Genomic DNA, 18,422 nt, shown 5'->3' with positions numbered 1-18,422 from the left:
TCTCTTCCCCAAAAGCACTTGTCAAGGGGGGGGCGTCAGGTCGATGGATGGTGTTCGGTGCCCCCGATGAGTTGATACTGCGAATTTTGGTTTTTTCTGTCAAAATGTCAGGGAATGAGATATTTAATTAATCCATAAAATGAGGAGCTGTTCATTGAGGACCTTATCTCAGTCATACCTTAAGGGCGTGGGTGAAATCTCTAGTTTTAATCGATTTGTTACGGAGTTTTCCTCACCCTCAAGCTGGCGGTTCCAGCAGTCTTGAGAGTTGAGTTGAATGGTGTTTTTTGGATATTAAATTTTTGTGAGGTGTTTGTTGAATTTTGCTGCAGTCAAAATACTATATCAGCAAAATATTAGAGTAATCAATAACTACTCTCATATGACGATTTTGCAAGTCATGAACTCTTTTTTTTATATTTTAATTTATCCATTCGTTATCAATACGGTGGGTGTTGATAATTACGGATTGTTTGTTTTTGCGACCAGTATTGCTACCTATTTTATGGTTTTTATTAATTTTGGTTTTGATATGCACGCTGCAAAGCTGGTGTCGTTGAACCAAGATGATAGCCAATTGCATGCGTCGTTGTTGTCTTCTGTTACTGTAGCTAAGCTTTTTTTGGAAGTGTTAGCTGTCGCTGTATTCCTTGTTCTTGTTTTTAATATTGATTTTTTAAGAACGAACAGTCTGCTGTTCGTTCTATGTTTTGCAAATACTGTGTCATGCATGTTTTTGCCAACTTGGTATTTTCATGGGTTGCAAAAAATGAAAATACTAACGCTGATTCAAATTTCGTTTAAATTGTTGTCGCTACCCCTTATTTATTTTTCGATTAAAGGCGAAGGGGATATTGTTGTTTATACCTCTATCGTTGTTTTGACTAACGTGATTTCATCGATTGTTGCGTTTATTGTTGCACTGAAAATGAGTAATTCTCCGATGCAGTGGCCGGCGCTGTCGAATGTGAGAGCGTTGCTCAGTGAGGTGCAGCCTTTTTTCTGGTCAACCGCGACCAACACGTTAAAGCAAAAAAGCGTTGAGATTATAATAGGTTCCTTCTTTGGCATGAAAGAGTTGGCGATTTACGATTTGGCGAACAAGATATTTTCGGTGCCGAGCTTGCTAGCTTCTAACATTAATGCTGCGCTCTTTCCAATGATGGTAAAAAAAGCGCAAAAAAATATTGTGAGCAAGGTAATTAGAATCGAATTTTTTGTAGGGTTGTTGTGTATTCTTTCAGTGATAGTGGGTGGTTACTGGGTGGTAGACCTTGTGTCAGTGCATGATATGCATGACGCTTATTATTTGTCGATTTTGTTAAGTTTTAATATTATGACATTCTTGATTGTAGGTAGTCATATATATTTTATATATGTCCCGCATCAGCGATACGATTTTGTTTTGCGAAATCAGGTCGTCTCTGTTATTTCGTTTTATGTCTTTTGTGCGGCTTATCTAATGGTGAGTTGGAGTGTTTATTCCGTGGTGCTAGCACTTGTTAGTTCGGCGTTGCTGGAAATTGTCTATAGTTTCTCTTTGGTCAAGAAGGTGGAGGGGTATTAGTCTATCAAGGCAGATGGTTGTGCACTGAATGATTATGCCGCAGGCCAGTGTTTAACTGGAAGCAGGGTCCCTATGACAGTTGGAGTACGCAAACGTAATGGAACAGTTTAATATCCCAGTCGTTTTATTTCTGTTTAAAAGAATAGATAAGCCACTGGAGGTCATCAAGCAAATTTCCAGGGTGGCGCCTGCCAAGCTCTATTTGCTGGCCGATGGTGGGCGGAGCGAAGAAGAGAAAGCTCAGGCCGCGAAGTGCAGGGAAGCCATTGAAAATGCGATCACGTGGGATTGTGAGGTCATCAAGAAGTATGAGTCCGAGAATATAGGTGTTTATTCCAACATCGCTGAAGGCGCAAAGTGGGTATTTCAGCGCGAAAAGGTTGCTATTTTTCTTGAGGATGACAACTTTCCAGAACTTTCATTTTTTAAGTTTTGCGAAGAAGTGCTTGTTAAGTATAAAAATGACACTCGCGTGCTTTGGGTCTGTGGTACGAACTATCTGAAAGAATACGAGCCTCAAGACGGCTCCAGCTACGTGTTCACCAAAAATATGATGCCGTGTGGTTGGGCGTCATGGGCTGATAAATTCAATAGATTTTACGATGGCGAACTTGCGCTTTGGCAGAACAAGTATGTCCGGGGCCGGTTGATAGACGAGTATCAATATAAGAACTTATATTATCAGGATAAGTATAACCTTGAATATGAACTCGACGCGAAAGAAGCGCACGGAAAGTTTTATTCATGGGACTATCAGATGAGTTTTTCCATGCGTGTACACAACGTATATGCAGTGGTGCCAAAATATAACCAAATTAAAAATATCGGTGTCGATAACGATTCTACTCACGGCGGTAATAGCCTGCAAGACGTGATGGTGGAAAGATTTTGTGGTCTTGAGACCAAAGCAATGACGTTTCCGTTGAAGCACCCGAATAGTTTACTTCTCGATATCCCATTTGAAATTTCTGTTGCGAAAATCATCTTGAATCCCGGATTCTTCTCCCTGCGCTCCATGACCTCTCGGTTAATTAGGAGATACTTGGGTATCAAGAAAGCCCAAAGCATTTCGGGCTTTCTCAAAAGTAAGTTTTCTAAGGGGTGACGCGGGTGTACAAAAAAAGATCGTTGTCCATATTTTTCGCATTATTGGTGTTTTTTATAATGTGGGGGTTGTATGGTTGGAACTCCTGGAACGGCGACAGAGATGTATACGAGCTGTACTATCACACGCGTGACACTTTCTCCAGTTGGGGAGGGGAGATCGGTTATGGGTACTTGAATATTATTGCGAATCAATCGGGTCTTTCATTTCAAACGTTTCAAATTCTGATTTCGTTGGTTACGCTATTTTTGGTTTTCAGATATATAGCTAAACGAACATTGTCACCGTTTGTATCGTTAATCCTTTACATGATCTGTTTCTTTTCACTTGATTTCGTGCTGATGCGAAATTTTCTTGCATTTGCAGTTTTTCTTCAAGGGATAGTGACCCTCTATGAGGGGCGGAAGTATTGTAGATTGAAGTATGCGATTCTTATATTGGTGGCGACGGCCATACACCAGTCATCGCTGATGTTTATGGTGTTTATCTTTATGCCCCTTAATAGAGTCATACCTCTAGGAAGGTTTTTTCTTGCTTATCTGGTGGTTATAGTTTGCTACGTACTGGCCAGATACGCTCTGCCACTACCGGATAGCATGGCAAGCCATTTCAATTTTTATAGTACGACATGGAAAAGTATCCTCGCAAATATCTTTGCTCACCTGGTTTCGTTTGTATTGTTTGTATTTGCGGTCATGGCAGAAAGAAAAAGTCTTTGCAGAATCGACTGTTCGACAGGGCGAGATAAAGAACTCGCGTTTATTTTAAATATAAATATTTTTTCGTTGTTTTTTCTTGGGCTGTATTTTGAGTCCGATATTTTTATTCGAGTGTTGAGGGTCATCATATTTTTTAATATCTTACACTGTGTGAACTCTCTGTTCTTAAAGCGGCGAACATATCTGTTTTTGTTATCGTATATCGTTATTTTTGTTGGCTACCTGGTGTTGTTTTTTCTGGTTCCAGTTGCAGAAGAGACTTATATTCCGATGTGGAAAAATAATCTGTTTTTGAACTGAGGTGCCAAGTAGGGTATTGTGTGAGGCGTTTGCATGCGATGAGTGCAGCTCTCTCTTCGTTTCTGTTCAAGTGAGGTTTTTGTGGATATTTTTTTCCTGGGTGGGATTTTTACCGAACGAGAGAGGGACCGAATTATCCAGAAGTCCAAGGGTGGAATGCAATACGCTGCGGATACGCTTCAGAAAAATTATATTGACGGCTTTTGTCAAAGTGAAATGGTGCAGACCGTTTCTGTGATTAATCTGCCCTTCATTGGTGCCTATCCCAAGCGGTATGGCAGTGTCTTTTTTCACCCATTGGAACGTACTGAGTCGTTAGGGCGCGCCACAGTCTCCAATGTCGGTTTTCTAAATCTGACAGTGGTGAAAAATATCCATAAGGTTGTTCTCGCGGTAAAGCAGATTTTATCTGGGATGAAGCAATATAACGAGAAAGAGTGTGTGCTCGTATGTTATTCCATGCACCTCCCCTTTCTGATTGCCTGCTATCTCGTTAAGCGTATAAAAAAAGATGTGCACCTTTGTGTGATTGTGCCGGATCTACCTGAATACATGAGCGTAAGAGCGGGCTTCATGAAACTCGCTTTTGATACACTTTCTAAAGTTTCTTATTTTATTGTCAATAGGTCAGATAGCATTGTCGCTATTACTGCAGAGATGTTGAATAAGTTTCAAGGTGATGTAAGGAAGGTTGTCATAGAAGGTATTGCAGACGAAAAATATATCTCAGCTGACGATTCGGATGGCAGAAAAAATTACTTCCTTTATAGTGGAACGTTAGATCGTCGTTATGGCATAAGGAATTTGCTTGACTCTTTTGTGAGTGCCGGAATCGATGGCTACGAATTGCTGATATGCGGTGATGGTGATGACCGTAGATACGTTGAGGCGATTGCGGCTGAATATCCTCATGTCAAGTTTCTAGGGCAATTGGATCGTAGCGCCGTTCTGAGCTTTCAGCGTAATGCCAAGTTGCTGATTAATCCAAGGAGTAACGAGTCTGCATTTACGAAATACTCGTTTCCTTCCAAAGTGATCGAATACATGTCGTCAGGCACACCTGTGTTGATGTATAAACTTGACGGCATACCCGATGAGTATTATGAGTTTTGCTTTGTTGTCCCTCCGGTTGATGACGGGCTGAAGGCAAAGCTGTTAGACGTTTCAAGATTTTCTGACGATGAACTTTTGGCAAAAGGTCAGTCTGCCAAAAAATTCATTATTGAAAATAAAATGCCTGGCGTACAGGTACGTAAATTGTTAGATGCAATTAAAGGAGAGAGTTATGTTTAAAGGCAAAAAATTACTCATTACTGGCGGTACTGGCTCTTTTGGTAACGCTGTTCTTAAGCGCTTTCTCGATACTGATATTGCCGAAGTCCGCATTTTTAGTCGCGACGAAAAAAAGCAAGACGACATGCGTAAGCGTTACGCCAGTTCCAAGCTGAAATTTTATATTGGCGATGTTCGAGACTATCAGAGTGTGCTGAACGCCACCCGTGGTGTTGACTATATTTTCCATGCGGCTGCGCTGAAACAAGTTCCATCGTGTGAGTTTCACCCGATGGAAGCTGTCAAAACCAACGTTCTCGGTACCGAAAACCTGCTTGAGGCAGCGATACAGAATGAGGTTAAGCGCGTCGTGTGCCTGAGCACTGACAAGGCCGTCTATCCGATCAATGCCATGGGAATCTCCAAGGCTATGATGGAAAAGGTCATGGTAGCGAAGTCGCGAAATGTTGATGAAACGAAGACGGTCATCTGTGGTACGCGTTACGGTAACGTCATGGCATCCCGTGGTTCCGTGATCCCATTGTTCATTGAGCAGATCCGTGCGGGCCAACCGCTGACGCTGACTGATCCGAACATGACGCGTTTCATGATGACCCTCGCGGATGCTGTGGACTTGGTACTTTATGCGTTCAAGCATGGCAACAATGGTGATCTGTTTGTGCAGAAGGCTCCGGCTGCCACCGTGGAAGTATTGGCTAAGACACTGACCGCGATGGTTGGCAAGCCAGAGCACGAGATTCAGGTGATCGGTACCCGTCATGGTGAAAAGCTGTTTGAAGCCTTGTTGAGCCGGGAAGAAATGGCGTGTGCTGAAGACATGGGCGAATACTTCCGTATTCCACCGGACCTGCGCGATCTGAACTACGCTAAGTTTGTCGAGCAGGGTGAAACCAAGATTTCGAGAACCGAAGACTACAACTCCCATAACACCGAGCGCCTTGACGCTACCGGCATGGAAAAATTGTTGTTAAAGTTGGACTTCATGCGCGCTATTCAGCGCGGCGAGCACGCGACACCTGAGGAATAAGCAATGAAGGTTCTGATTACGGGCGCCAATGGCTTTGTCGGCCAGAATCTCATCTCGCACTTGGGAGAGCGTGCTGACGTCGAGTTCGTGCGGTTTACTCGAGACGATTCATTGGCGAGCTTGCCTGGCTTGGTTGCACAGGTGGATTTTATTTTCCACCTGGCAGGTGTCAACCGTCCGACTGACCCCCAGGAATTCAATACGGGTAATACTGATCTTACCGGTGCACTTTGCGATGCTGTCATTAGCAGCGGTCGTCAAGTACCGGTGCTGTATACATCATCCAGCCAAGCTGAACTGGATAACCCTTACGGTAGCAGCAAGCGCGGTGCCGAGGAGTTACTGCTGAATTTGCAGGCTTCCTCTGGTTCCGCCGTTTACATTTTCCGCTTACCGAACGTTTTTGGTAAATGGGCACGGCCTAACTACAATTCTGCAGTAGCGACGTTTTGCAATAACATTGCTCGCGATATTCCGATCAAGGTCAACGATCCGCTTGCACTGATTAATCTCGTCTACATTGACGACGTGGTCACACAGTTTATAGCGGTAATGGATGGCAAAGTAAGCGCACGGTCTTTTGTAAGCGTTGAGCCTCAGTACAGCATTAGCGTCGGTGGGCTGGTTGAGCAACTGTCCGCGTTCCGCGACAGTCGCGCGACGATGATCAGTGAGCGTGTAGGTACAGGCTTGGTTCGCGCGTTGTATTCTACTTATCTGAGTTACCTGCCGCCCGAAAACTTTACCTACAAGGTTCCGAAGTATGAGGATCCGCGTGGTGTATTCGTTGAGATGCTGAAAACTCCGGATGCCGGTCAGTTTTCGTTCTTTACGGCCCATCCTGGTATTACTCGCGGCGGGCACTACCACCATTCGAAGACCGAGAAATTCCTAGTCATTAAAGGGACTGCGTGCTTCAGGTTCCGGCATATCGTTTCTGGTGAGTTTTACGAGTTGTTTACCACAGGAGAACAGCCTGAGATTGTTGAAACGGTACCTGGCTGGACCCATGATGTGAGTAACGTAGGACAGGAAGAAATGATTGTCATGCTGTGGGCCAACGAGATTTTTGATCGTCAGGCTCCGGACACCTATGCGTTGCCCGTCGGCACGGAGGCGTAATGGACAATAGCGCTGCGTTATTCTTTTTGAAGAGCTTCTGCAGCGCTTTATCCTTGGATTCGCCTGTCGTGCGGCCAAGTTTTCGTGCGCTTGTACGTTTTTCATGTGGTGGAGTTGTTGGTGCTTGGATTGATTGCGCAAACTTGAGGTCCAGCTATCCGCCGGAGTGTTTCTAGTGAAAACCGGAGTGCTTCGTCACGGCCACCTGTACGTTCAGATAGTGTGTCACTATGGCAACAACAGGCGTTACTTGAGCCGTGATCAGCTACAGCCTTCGTTTCTGGCTCTGTAGAAGCCTAGCAGTTCCTGATGCCGGCCCACAGCCGACTCACAGGGAAGCCTGGAGTCTGATCGCTACTATTACTTATTAAATATGTGACGTTTAAAAATGAAAAAATTGAAAATCGTAACCGTAGTCGGGACTCGTCCTGAGATCATTCGCCTGTCGCGTGTCATGTGCGCTCTTGACCGGGATTGCGATCACATCCTGGTGCATACAGGCCAAAACTACGATTACGAATTGAATGAAATTTTCTTTCAAGATCTCGGGATTCGCAAACCAGATCACTTTTTGAATGCTGCGGGTGCTTCGGGTGCAGAGACCATCGGCAATGTGATCATTAGTGTTGATCACGTACTTGCTGAAATTCAGCCGGATGCGCTCCTGGTTCTGGGGGACACGAACAGCTGCATGGCTGTCATTCCTGCCAAACGTCGCAAAATTCCAACATTCCATATGGAGGCAGGTAATCGCTGCTTCGATATGCGTGTGCCGGAAGAAATCAACCGTCGAATTGTTGACCACACAGCGGATATCAACCTGACTTACAGTACAATCGCCCGCGATTACCTGTTGCGCGAAGGGCTTTCGCCAGACATGGTCATCAAGACAGGTAGCCCGATGTTTGAAGTGCTCAACTTCTACCGGGAAGGTATTGATGCTTCGGATGTACTTCAGCGTTTGAACTTGATTCCGGGTAAGTTTTTCGTGGTCAGCGCTCACCGGGAAGAAAACATTGATTCCGATGTGAATTTTTTCAAATTGGTAGACGTACTAAACACGACCGCAGAAACGTTTGGTTTGCCCGTCATTGTTTCTACGCACCCTCGTACTCAAAAGCGTGTTGACGCGATGGGTGTCAAGTTTCATGAAAACGTCCGTTTGCTGAAGCCGCTGGGTTTTAAGGACTATAATAAGCTGCAGTTGGAATCAACGGCCGTATTATCCGACAGTGGAACAATTAACGAAGAGTCATCAATCCTTAACTTTCCCGCCCTGAATATCAGGGAAGCGCACGAGCGTCCGGAAGGTATGGAAGAAGCGGCGGTCATGATGGTCGGCCTTGAGGTCGACCGAGTGCTCCAAGGGTTGAATATTTTGCAAGCCCAGCCTTCCGGTGAAAACCGCCTGCTGCGACGGGTTCAGGATTACAGTATGCCTAATGTATCCGACAAGGTCGTAAGGATAATCCACAGCTATCGCGACTATGTAATGCGTGTGGTATGGAAGAAGTACTGATCGAGGCAGGATGCAGTAATGAGTAATGTTTTTGTTGTTTCGGAGTATGTGGATGCCGAACAAAACTCTACCGGTTTTTTTTGGTCCAGGATCATAAAACGGGTAGGGGGCGAGTATGGGCGTGTATCAGTTATTTACCCGGAGCCGGCTATGTTGCCGGCTGAGTCTGTTGACGCTACGGTAAATAAACTTCCTTTTTATGCTCCACGATTCAACAAAAACAAATTGTCAGCCAGAGTGTTTGGACAGGTGTGCCAGATTGTCGGATTTTGCTGGCGGATCGTGCGCCATGTAAAAAAAGGCGATGTTGTCATGACGGGTACCAACCCGGCTTTGTTACTGATGATTCTTCCTTTGTTGAAGAGACTCAAAGGTTTCAAGTGGGGGGTGCTTGTTCATGACGTATTTCCTGAAAACCTTGTTCCTGCCGGTGTTATAAAAAGCGATGGGTGTCTCTACCCAATCATAAAGCGCCTTTTTTCAGTCGTTTATGATTCTGCGGACTTATTGATAGTCATTGGTAGAGATATGCAGGAATTGGTCGCTCAAAAAGTCAGAAATCCCAGTAAGGTTGTATATGTTTCCAACTGGGCCGATGAAACCGAAGTTTATCCTTTACCACGTGGGGAGGTGCCGCTCATTGAAAAAATGGGCTGGCAGAATAAAGTCGTATTTCAGTTTTTTGGCAATATTGGTAGGTTGCAGGGTATCGAGAATATTCTTGATGCCATTTCGCTTGTAGGGGATGGGCGAGCCGCATTTTTGTTTATGGGGGAGGGCGCTCTGGTTCCCAAGGTGCAGGAATTCATTAGTGCATACCCGAGTCGAAATGTTGCGTATGCTGGCGCTGTGCCTCTAAAGGACAAGAATCTGGGCTTGGCTGCAGGTGATGTCGCTTTGATCAGTCTTGAAAATGGAATGCTTGGTCTGGGTGTTCCCAGCAAGGCCTATTTCTCACTTGCGGCAGATAAGCCGCTTTTGGCGATTATGGATGAGCGTGCAGAGATTTCTAGGGTCATTCGTGAAACCGGTGTGGGGTGGCAGTGTGGTCCATCCAAGCCTCAAGATCTGGCTGACTTGATTATAGAAATATGTGCAATTGACTTTGCACCATTGAGCGGGCGATCGCGGAGTATTTTTTTGAAGACATATTCAGAGACACCGGTGCTCAATAAATTCATTGACAGTTTGACCCCTCTTGTTGAGTTACAGAAATCATGAAAATCTTGCTCACGGGGGCAAATGGATTTGTAGGCCGGCGATTGGCTAAAGAGCTAAGTGTCAAATATGACGTAACGTGTTGTTCAAGAACCGTGAGTGAAAAAAATTCGGAGTTTTCCATCTCGCCATCGTTGAGTCGTGATGCCGATTGGGAGTTCCTTTTACAGAATGTCGATGTGGTGGTTCATGTTGCAGGCAAGGCTCACAATATAGGCGAGCCGCGTGATATTGCACAACGTGCATTTAAGGCCATCAACGTTGACGGTACTCTGCGATTGGCCGAGCAAGCTCTGGCTGGGAATGTGAAGAGATTCGTTTTCATCAGTTCCATTGGCGTCAATGGTTCATATACAACCCATGAAGCGTTCAGCGAGAAGTCTACTGTTGCACCTCATGCTGATTATGCCGAGTCAAAACTCGAGGCTGAGGAAGGACTGCAAGCACTGGTCCAGGGTAGCTCCATGGAGTTGGTTATCATCCGACCACCCTTGGTATATTCCGGTGATGCTCCAGGCAACTTTCAACGCCTGTTGAAAATAGTTTCCAAGGAGTTGCCTTTACCTTTTGCAGCGATTAAAAATCGTCGCAGTATGATTGCATTGGAAAACTTGACTGATTTTATTCGCGTATGCCTGGAGCATCCCAGCGCGGCGAATAATATTTTTTTGATTTCTGATGGCGTGGACTTGTCCATCGGCGAAATCCTTGGGTTGCTGGCCAAGGGAATGGGCAAAAAGAGTCGCCTTATTGCAGTTCCTCCTGTGATGTTGCTGGCAGGTGCAACATTGCTCAGACGCCGAGCCATGTATTCTCAGCTTTGTGAGTCGCTGGTTATTGATTCTTCCAAGTCTCGTTCTTTGTTGGGGTGGACACCGATCGTCTCTCCCCTGGAGGCGTTGGTCGAGGCAGGGCAGAACTTCAAATGGCTTTAGATTTTCTGAAAGTGGTGTTTTTAAAATGCTAAATGTCGTTTCTTTTGGTGAGTTTTTAGGGCTGATGCTGGTGACAGTTATTTTACTGTCTCTGGGGTTAACAGGGGCGCTACGCCATTATGCTTTAAAAAACAGCCTGATTGATGTCCCGAATGCCCGCAGTTCCCATTCGGTGCCGACCCCTCGGGGCGGTGGTGTAGCTATTGTCGTTAGCTTCTTGGTGGTTTTGCCTTTATTTGCGCTCGCGGGCCTTGCCACCTGGCACCAGGTTTGGGGGTTGTTGGGGGCGGGTGCCTTGATCGCGATTGTCGGCTTTCTTGATGACCACGGGCATATAGCCGCACGCTGGAGGTTGCTCGCGCATTTTATCAGTGCGGTATGGGCGCTTTTCTGGATGGGTGGTTTGCCATCTATTAGCGTGTTCGGAGTATCTCTGGATATCGGCTGGATTGGTCACATCCTTGCGGCGCTTTACTTAGTCTGGATGCTTAACCTGTATAACTTCATGGATGGTATCGACGGTCTTGCCGGTATTGAAGCCGTTACAGCTACCCTAGGCGCCTGCCTTGTCTATTGGCTTACCGGTACTGATTCGTTGGTATGGACGCCGTTGCTGCTCGCGGCGGCGGTGTTGGGGTTTTTTTGCTGGAACTTCCCGCCCGCCAAAATATTCATGGGGGATGCCGGTAGTGGTTTCCTGGGTATTATCTTGGGCATTTTGTCTCTTCAGGCCGCGTGGAGCGACCCGCGGATGTTGTGGGTTTGGTTAATCCTGCTGGGGGTATTTATCGTTGATGCCACCTTTACGCTGGTGCGGCGCCTGATGCGTGGCGACAAGGTGTATGAGGCTCATCGCAGCCATGGCTATCAATTTGCCTCTAGACAGTTTGGCAAGCATTTGCCGGTTACACTGGCGGTCGGAGCAATCAATCTGTTTTGGTTGCTTCCGTTGGCGTTGTCTGTGGTGCTGTTGAGGGTGGACGGAGCAGTGGCACTGATCCTAGCTTATCTGCCGTTGATCGCGCTGGCGTACAAATTTCGTTCCGGAGAGCTGGAAAGACCTGACGGGTGTTGACGATTTAATCATCTATGGCGTATCGAGAAACGTAGAATGGTGATGGCGTAAAAATTATGGGAGCAGTCTGAGGTGGACGAAGGGGTTATGGAAAAGTTACGGGCCTTCCTGGTGGGATTGCCACGCCGTAAAAAGAGACTGATTCAAGTAGCCACTGATGTCGGTGTTGTGTGGACCGCTCTGTGGCTCGCTTTTGTCGTGCGCCTGGGTGTCGACGAAATGGCCAATCCGTTTCGCGACCATTTGTGGCTGTTTCTTGTTGCTCCTGTTGTTGCGATTCCTTTGTTTGTCCGCTTCGGCATGTACCGTGCAGTCATGCGTTATTTTGGCAACGATGCGCTTATTGCCATTATCAAGGCTGTCAGTCTGTCGTCCCTGGTCCTGGGGGTTGTTGTCTACTGGTACAGTAACCACCAGAACGTGGTTCCACGCTCGATCATATTCAACTACTGGTGGCTCAGCCTGATCATGGTTGGCGGGCTGCGTTTGGCCATGCGCCAATACTTTTTGGGCGACTGGTTTGCCGCAGCCCAGCATGTACCCTTTACCAGCCGCGAAGACGGTCTGCCGCGTGTGGCTATTTATGGAGCGGGTGCAGCGGGCAACCAACTTGTTGCTGCGTTGCGCATGGGCAGAGTGATGCGTCCGGTGGCATTTATCGATGACGACGCGAGTATTACAGACCGCGTTATCTCTGGCCTGCAAGTCTACAAGCCCAAGCACATCCAACGCATGATTGACGCCACTGGTGCGCAAGAGATCCTGCTGGCGATTCCGTCCTCCAATCGCGGTCGCCGCCGCGAAATCCTTGGTTTCCTTGAAGGTTTTCCGCTGCACGTGCGAAGCGTTCCAGGATTCATGGACCTGGCCAGCGGCCGGGTCAAGGTGGATGATATTCAGGAAGTCGACATCGCCGATTTGTTGGGACGTGATGCGGTGCCTGCGCAGGGTGAGTTGCTGGAACACTGTATCAAGGGACAAAACGTCCTGGTGACCGGGGCGGGCGGTTCTATCGGTTCAGAGCTCTGCCGGCAGATCCTGGCGTTGCGTCCGACCACGTTGCTGCTGTTTGAACACAGTGAATTCAACCTCTACAGCATCCTTTCGGAGCTTGAACAGCGTCTCACCCGCGAGTCGTTGTCGGTGAAGTTGTTGCCGATCCTGGGCTCGGTGCGCAATCAATCCAAGCTGCTGGATGTGATGAAGACCTGGCAAGTGGACACTGTCTACCATGCCGCCGCTTACAAGCATGTACCGATGGTTGAACACAACATCGCCGAAGGCGTGTTGAACAATGTCATCGGCACCCTGAACACTGCACAGGCGGCGCTGCAGGCGGGTGTGTCGAACTTTGTGCTGATTTCCACCGACAAAGCGGTGCGCCCGACCAATGTGATGGGCAGTACCAAGCGTCTGGCCGAGTTGACCCTGCAAGCCCTCAGTCGTGAGTTGGCACCGGTATTGTTCGGTGACAAGTCGAACATCTCGCGGGTGAACAAAACCCGTTTCACCATGGTGCGTTTCGGCAATGTGCTGGGCTCTTCGGGTTCGGTGATTCCGCTGTTCCACAAGCAGATCAAGTCGGGTGGCCCGCTCACAGTGACCCATCCGAAGATCACACGTTACTTCATGACCATCCCTGAAGCCGCGCAGTTGGTGATTCAGGCGGGCTCCATGGGCTTGGGCGGTGACGTGTTTGTGTTGGACATGGGGGAGCCGGTGAAGATTGTCGAGCTCGCAGAGAAGATGATTCACCTGTCTGGCTTGAGTGTTCGCTCCGACAAGAACCCGCATGGAGACATCGCCATCGAGTTCTCCGGCCTGCGTCCCGGCGAAAAGCTTTACGAAGAGTTGCTGATCGGTGACAACGTGATTGCCACTCAACACCCAATGATCATGAGAGCCAACGAAGACTATCTGGCTTGGGATGTACTCAAGGAAAAGTTGGCCGTTCTGCTAGCTGCGATTGAGCAAGATAATTACACCCTCGTCCGGCAGTTGCTGCGGGACACTGTCAGCGGATATGCACCCGACGGTGAAATCGTCGACTGGATCTATCAGCAACGTCGTCTTGAGCCTTGAGTTCCCGCTTTTGTAATGCGCGTTCGGCGTGGAGTTACAGCGCTAAGATAGTATTCGCGTAGATTGAAAAACATCGGGGCGCCAAATTTTTGAGTGGCGTCAGCCATGAATAAGTAGGTGGGTTGTGGTACTTTAGCTTTCGATTGACCGTCTGTAGTCCCTTGTCATCAATGGTCTCGATGGCAGATATTTATACATTGATGGTGGGCACACTCCTGTAGTGCAATCTCTGATGACGGGGCCGCTGACTAAACTCAGATCACTCCTTGTGTACATTTAGTTGGTTTTTAAGAGAGTTTAAGATGGCCTTTTTTCCTTGTTTTTTGTCTGTGGTATTCGTTGTACGCAACCAGTCAGATGAGGTTGAAAAAATCCTGTCTGATGCGGCCTCAATCATTGCCTCGACGGTTAGCGATTATGAGTTGATCGTGGTCGATAATGCTTCCGATGACGACAGCGTTCTAGTATTGAAGTCACTGACTGGCGAAAATGGATTGGCCAATCTACAGGTATACGCATTGACCAAAGAGGTCGATGCGGATACTGCCTCATGGGTCGGAATGGAGAATGCATTAGGCGATTTCATTGTGGTTATCGACCCATTGGCGGATGACATTTGTTTTGTGCCTGAGATGCTTGATAAGGCTGCCAGAGGAGCAGATGTTGTATTCGCAAAAAACGAGAAAAAAATCCCCCAAAGTCTGGCCTATCGATGGGCGGATGCGATTTTTCATCGGCTCTATAATGCGTTCAACGGTGTCCATCTTGCCAAGGAGGCTCCCCAGTACAGAATCCTCAGTAAACGAGTGATCAATTTCATCCTTCAGCATCCGCAACCGGCGATGACTTATCGGTATCTTCCTGCCACAGGAGGCTTCGCTAGGGCGCATCTCACTTATAGTGCGACGCCAAAGGCGGCGCGTAAGAAGCGTTTGGGCGACAGTATCGACCGGGGTATGCGATTGCTGGTTTCGACGACCCGCGCGCCAATGCGGCTGGTGACGTCTCTCTCTTTATTTGGAGCTGTTGCCAACTTGGTGTACTGCGTCTACGTAGTCGCTGTGGGTATTCTAAAAACTGATGTTGCGCCGGGCTGGATCAGTTTTTCGTTGCAGCAGTCGGGGATGTTCTTTTTGATTTCCCTTGTCCTGCTGGTACTGGGCGAGTACATACTGAACATGGTCAGCTTGTCGAACGAAGGACCTCTTTACCATGTGGGCCAGGAGTTCACCAGTGCTCGTATGACTAGGCTGGAAAAACTGAATATCGAAGAGGTTGTTACAGGCACGGCTCAAGTCGTGACCTTCAAAAGTGAGCAGTCGTCCTGATGGAGAGCCCACATCCAATCCAGGATGCTGTTGTCATCGGTGGTGGATTCTATGGGGCCGCCATTGCAATTTACCTGGCCAAGCAACGCGGCTTTAAACGTGTGGTGCTGGTCGAGCGTGAACCAGCTTTGTTGATGCGTGCGTCTTACAATAACCAGGCTCGCGTGCATAACGGCTATCACTATCCACGTAGTTTCACTACTGCCTATCGTAGCAGGGTCAACCTTCCGAAGTTTGTCCGGGACTGGCCCGATGCGGTCAAGCAAGACTTTACCAAGATCTACGCTATTGCCCGCCGGAACTCCAAGGTGACGGCCAAGCAGTTCGAGCGTTTTTGTCGTGATATTGGTGCAGATATCCAGCCAGCAAATCCTGCATTGAGGGCGTTGTTTGAACCTCGCCTGATCGAAGATGTGTTCCTAGTGGAGGAATATGCGTTCGATACGACGAAGCTTGCCGGATGGGCTGAGAGGGAGCTGAAAAATTGCGCCGTGCAAATACGCTATGAAACCCATGTTACCGCGATTTCGAAAGGTCCGGATTCGACGCTACGGACCATCACTGAAACAAAGGGGGGTGTTCAGGAGCTGCTATCTAGTCGCTATGTTTTCAATTGTACCTATAGTGGGCTGAACCAATTTAAGGGTGACTTTCCCGGTGTCAGCACGGGCCTGAAGCAAGAGATCACTGAAATGGCCCTGGTGCAAATACCTTCCTCGCTCAACGGCTTGGGGATTACGGTCATGGATGGTCCTTTCTTCTCAATGATGCCATTTCCTGCCCGTGAGTTACATACGCTGTCTCATGTACGCTATACCCCCCACTTGCATTGGACTGATCAACAAGGTATCGATCCTTACGAAAAACTTCATAATTACGAACAGAAAACACGGGTGGATCGAATGGTGAGGGATGTCGGACGGTATATTCCGGATATGTTGAAAGCTAAGTATGTAGAGTCGCTGTTTGAAGTGAAAACCATATTGGTCAAGAACGAAGGCGATGATGGACGTCCGATTCTTTTTGAGCGGCATGATGAGTTGCCAGGTTGTTATTCAGTGTTGGGTGGAAAGATTGATAACATTTACGATGTTCTGGAGAAGTTAATTGAAATTTTATAACGGCAAAATACTGCTGCCATTGACTTTTTTTATTGCCTTCTTCATTGGCCTCGTTAGTTTTCAAAAAAATATGTTGGGCTCGGTCGATAACGATTTTTTTGCTGGACTTGATAGGTTTTCGCAAATACTTGTTACTGGGCGTATTATTGCACATGATGCGCATGTTGACGACCAAGGGTGGAATCTTGGTTCAGTAACGATAAATGGAGTGTTGGAGTATTCGGATAATAACCTCAATACGTTTAATGAGTTGGTAAAAAAAAATGAAGTTTCATCAGTAATTTATTTTCCGTATCAGTCGCACTATGGCATCCAGGGTGCATTTTTTTTATGGTTACATGATACATTTAATATAGATGATGTAGATGGACTGCAGTTCGTAAACTCGATTTTTTTCTCTCTGGTTATAGCGGCGTTATCCGTCTTGTTTATCAGAGTGTATGACTGGAAGTTTGCCTTGGTATTCTTTTTTGTAATGGTGACCTCGCCGTGGGTGGTTTCCTTTGCGAGAAATATGTATTGGGTTCCATTTCTTTGGTTTTTGCCAGCAGTGCTCTCTTCAATGCTCTACCTTGCTAAACGCCCGTTGATAAAAGGCTTATTACTTGTTGGTGTTTTTTTTTCCGTATTTATTAAAAGTCTTGCCGGATACGAGTATCTTTCAACGATTACTATTTTTGCCTGCTCGGTTTTTATTGTGGGGCCGTTTTTTAGAACTGAAAGTGTGAATTACGCCTACAATGTAAGGATGGCAGCACTGGTATTTGCCACATGCGTAGTAGGTTTTCTATGTGCTCTGGTTATTCATGCTGAGATGCGTGGGGACTCGGTTGCAAGTGGACTTATGAATATATTGGAGCAGGATGTAAAGAAAAGGACATATGGTGATCCGGCTGCCTTTGATCCAATACTTCGAGAGTCCTTGACAGCGTCTGTTGTAGATGTGATTCGTAAGTATTGGTTTGATTGGAAGACTCCCCTGTTTTTCGGGATTCCTGCGTACTTGTTGAGTTTTGCCACAATCTTTTTTTTGGTGGGGTTTTGTTATTCCTTTTTCAGGAAGAAAGGCTTTGATTTGAAACCGATGGTTCTCATTGTGTTTTTTTTGTTGTGTCCAATGTCTTGGTATGTTTTGGCAAAGGGGCATTCGTTTGTACATACGCAACTTAATTATGTTCTCTGGTATTTCGGTTTTATGCAGGCGTTGGTATATGGTGTCATTGTCTACCTCTTGATAATCGGTGCGGATGCTTATCGCTTTTTGAGAGGTCTTGGTGTCAAGGGGATGGTGATAGCTGCTCTTTTACCTTGTCTTTTGGTATTGGTTGGGATGTTTTTATCTGCAAGGGAACTTGATAAGGAGCAGGATCGCATATTTGAATCGTCTGTTGATTCGTTTGATGTAGGAGCTGATTTCACAGTTATACTGTCTAAGAGTAAGGAATTAATTTTCTTTAAAAAGGACTGCGCCGCAGCTGATTTGAATAACACATTTTTTGTTCATGCCTATCCAGAAAAATCTGAGAGCCATACTGGTATGAATAGCGGGTTTCTAAATCTTGATTTCAAGATGCCTTCCAGTAGCAAAGGTAAGAAGTGGTTATCCAAGTATTATGGTTCCTGCACGGCTGTTGTTGAGTTGCCGCCTTATAGCTTGGGTAAGTTGGACGTAGGGCAGTACACGCTTCCTGACGTCGTGATCATTTGGAAGGAAAGTTTGAGTCTGGCGGGCAAGTATTATTCAGGGAGTGTGACTCCATTCAATCTGACAGATGGCAATTGGTTGGACGGCATATTCCGGTTTAATGCTGCATTTTTTGTCGAAAATAATTTCGTCAATAGGCAGTCTCTGAAGGTAGGCGACAATCTGCTGTTAGGAGGTTCCGGCAAGAGGGAGATATTAAGAATCGACTATTCAGCTGAGTACATAAGTGTTTTTCTTGATGGCGAACCTTTGAATCCGGCGCTGGATGGGTATCCAAATAAAGTATTGATTTATAAATATTAATTT

The 18,422-nt window shown here is 46.7% G+C and carries 14 protein-coding genes; all 14 read left to right on the top strand.

What is annotated here, in order from left to right:
• Window positions 1-382 precede the first annotated feature (382 nt).
• The 14 genes from JFT44_RS08185 to JFT44_RS08120 all read left to right on the top strand — a co-directional run bounded on the left by JFT44_RS08185 (window position 383) and on the right by JFT44_RS08120 (window position 18,419).
• Window positions 383-1,567 (top strand): oligosaccharide flippase family protein, encoded by a 1,185-nt coding sequence (locus tag JFT44_RS08185; protein ID WP_269835603.1) that lies wholly within the window; start codon window positions 383-385, stop codon window positions 1,565-1,567.
• A 97-nt stretch (window positions 1,568-1,664) separates the two neighbouring features.
• On the top strand, window positions 1,665-2,672 hold the full coding sequence (locus JFT44_RS08180; RefSeq protein ID WP_198830531.1) for a glycosyltransferase family 2 protein: 1,008 nt from the start codon (window positions 1,665-1,667) through the stop codon (window positions 2,670-2,672).
• Window positions 2,669-3,691, top strand: coding sequence for an EpsG family protein (locus JFT44_RS29055; protein WP_374067469.1), 1,023 nt, complete (start codon window positions 2,669-2,671; stop codon window positions 3,689-3,691). The genes JFT44_RS08180 and JFT44_RS29055 overlap by 4 nt, the downstream gene beginning before the upstream one ends.
• An 81-nt stretch (window positions 3,692-3,772) precedes the next feature.
• The gene (locus tag JFT44_RS28960; protein ID WP_198830529.1) at window positions 3,773-4,984 is read left to right on the top strand and encodes a glycosyltransferase; all 1,212 of its coding nucleotides are present in this window, start codon (window positions 3,773-3,775) and stop codon (window positions 4,982-4,984) included.
• Window positions 4,977-6,011 carry a polysaccharide biosynthesis protein gene (locus JFT44_RS08165; protein WP_198830528.1) on the top strand — a complete coding sequence of 345 codons (1,035 nt, stop codon included), beginning with the start codon at window positions 4,977-4,979 and terminating at the stop codon, window positions 6,009-6,011. Before JFT44_RS28960 ends, JFT44_RS08165 begins: the two co-directional genes overlap by 8 nt.
• A 3-nt stretch (window positions 6,012-6,014) precedes the next feature.
• Window positions 6,015-7,133 carry an NAD-dependent epimerase/dehydratase family protein gene (locus JFT44_RS08160; RefSeq protein WP_198830527.1) on the top strand — a complete coding sequence of 373 codons (1,119 nt, stop codon included), beginning with the start codon at window positions 6,015-6,017 and terminating at the stop codon, window positions 7,131-7,133.
• A gap of 388 nt (window positions 7,134-7,521) precedes the next feature.
• Window positions 7,522-8,652: a non-hydrolyzing UDP-N-acetylglucosamine 2-epimerase gene (gene wecB, locus JFT44_RS08155; protein ID WP_198830526.1), complete on the top strand. Its 1,131-nt coding sequence runs from the start codon at window positions 7,522-7,524 to the stop codon at window positions 8,650-8,652.
• 18 nt (window positions 8,653-8,670) lie between these two features.
• A complete protein-coding gene (locus tag JFT44_RS08150) occupies window positions 8,671-9,873 on the top strand; it encodes a glycosyltransferase family 4 protein (protein ID WP_198830525.1) in 1,203 nt (400 codons plus the stop codon).
• A complete protein-coding gene (locus JFT44_RS08145) occupies window positions 9,870-10,805 on the top strand; it encodes an NAD-dependent epimerase/dehydratase family protein (RefSeq protein ID WP_198830524.1) in 936 nt (311 codons plus the stop codon). Before JFT44_RS08150 ends, JFT44_RS08145 begins: the two co-directional genes overlap by 4 nt.
• Before the next feature lie 25 nt (window positions 10,806-10,830).
• Complete coding sequence (locus JFT44_RS08140) at window positions 10,831-11,880, top strand: glycosyltransferase family 4 protein (protein WP_233098313.1); 1,050 nt, start codon at window positions 10,831-10,833, stop codon at window positions 11,878-11,880.
• Between the two features lie 87 nt (window positions 11,881-11,967).
• The gene (locus JFT44_RS08135) at window positions 11,968-13,962 is read left to right on the top strand and encodes a nucleoside-diphosphate sugar epimerase/dehydratase (protein WP_198830523.1); all 1,995 of its coding nucleotides are present in this window, start codon (window positions 11,968-11,970) and stop codon (window positions 13,960-13,962) included.
• Between the two features lie 302 nt (window positions 13,963-14,264).
• The gene (locus JFT44_RS08130; protein WP_198830522.1) at window positions 14,265-15,290 is read left to right on the top strand and encodes a glycosyltransferase; all 1,026 of its coding nucleotides are present in this window, start codon (window positions 14,265-14,267) and stop codon (window positions 15,288-15,290) included.
• On the top strand, window positions 15,290-16,411 hold the full coding sequence (locus JFT44_RS08125; RefSeq protein WP_198830521.1) for an FAD-dependent oxidoreductase: 1,122 nt from the start codon (window positions 15,290-15,292) through the stop codon (window positions 16,409-16,411). The genes JFT44_RS08130 and JFT44_RS08125 overlap by 1 nt, the downstream gene beginning before the upstream one ends.
• Window positions 16,398-18,419 carry a hypothetical protein gene (locus JFT44_RS08120; protein ID WP_198830520.1) on the top strand — a complete coding sequence of 674 codons (2,022 nt, stop codon included), beginning with the start codon at window positions 16,398-16,400 and terminating at the stop codon, window positions 18,417-18,419. Before JFT44_RS08125 ends, JFT44_RS08120 begins: the two co-directional genes overlap by 14 nt.
• Window positions 18,420-18,422 lie beyond the last annotated feature (3 nt).

Origin of the sequence: Pseudomonas sp. MF5691, assembly GCF_016405645.1 — a bacterium.
GTDB classification, from domain to species: Bacteria; Pseudomonadota; Gammaproteobacteria; order Pseudomonadales; family Pseudomonadaceae; genus Aquipseudomonas; species Aquipseudomonas shahriarae.
This window is presented reverse-complemented; position numbering and strand designations above follow the sequence as displayed.

Bases quoted from the DNA above. Each gene is read 5' to 3' on its own strand.
- JFT44_RS08125 (WP_198830521.1), top strand. From the start codon at position 15,290: ATGGAGAGCCCACATCCAATCCAGGATGCTGTTGTCATCGGTGGTGGA.
- wecB (WP_198830526.1), top strand. From the start codon at position 7,522: ATGAAAAAATTGAAAATCGTAACCGTAGTCGGGACTCGTCCTGAGATC.
- JFT44_RS08185 (WP_269835603.1), top strand. From the start codon at position 383: ATGACGATTTTGCAAGTCATGAACTCTTTTTTTTATATTTTAATTTAT.
- JFT44_RS08180 (WP_198830531.1), top strand. From the start codon at position 1,665: ATGGAACAGTTTAATATCCCAGTCGTTTTATTTCTGTTTAAAAGAATA.
- JFT44_RS08130 (WP_198830522.1), top strand. From the start codon at position 14,265: ATGGCCTTTTTTCCTTGTTTTTTGTCTGTGGTATTCGTTGTACGCAAC.
- JFT44_RS08140 (WP_233098313.1), top strand. From the start codon at position 10,831: ATGCTAAATGTCGTTTCTTTTGGTGAGTTTTTAGGGCTGATGCTGGTG.
- JFT44_RS08135 (WP_198830523.1), top strand. From the start codon at position 11,968: ATGGAAAAGTTACGGGCCTTCCTGGTGGGATTGCCACGCCGTAAAAAG.
- JFT44_RS08160 (WP_198830527.1), top strand. From the start codon at position 6,015: ATGAAGGTTCTGATTACGGGCGCCAATGGCTTTGTCGGCCAGAATCTC.
- JFT44_RS08165 (WP_198830528.1), top strand. From the start codon at position 4,977: ATGTTTAAAGGCAAAAAATTACTCATTACTGGCGGTACTGGCTCTTTT.
- JFT44_RS08145 (WP_198830524.1), top strand. From the start codon at position 9,870: ATGAAAATCTTGCTCACGGGGGCAAATGGATTTGTAGGCCGGCGATTG.
- JFT44_RS08150 (WP_198830525.1), top strand. From the start codon at position 8,671: ATGAGTAATGTTTTTGTTGTTTCGGAGTATGTGGATGCCGAACAAAAC.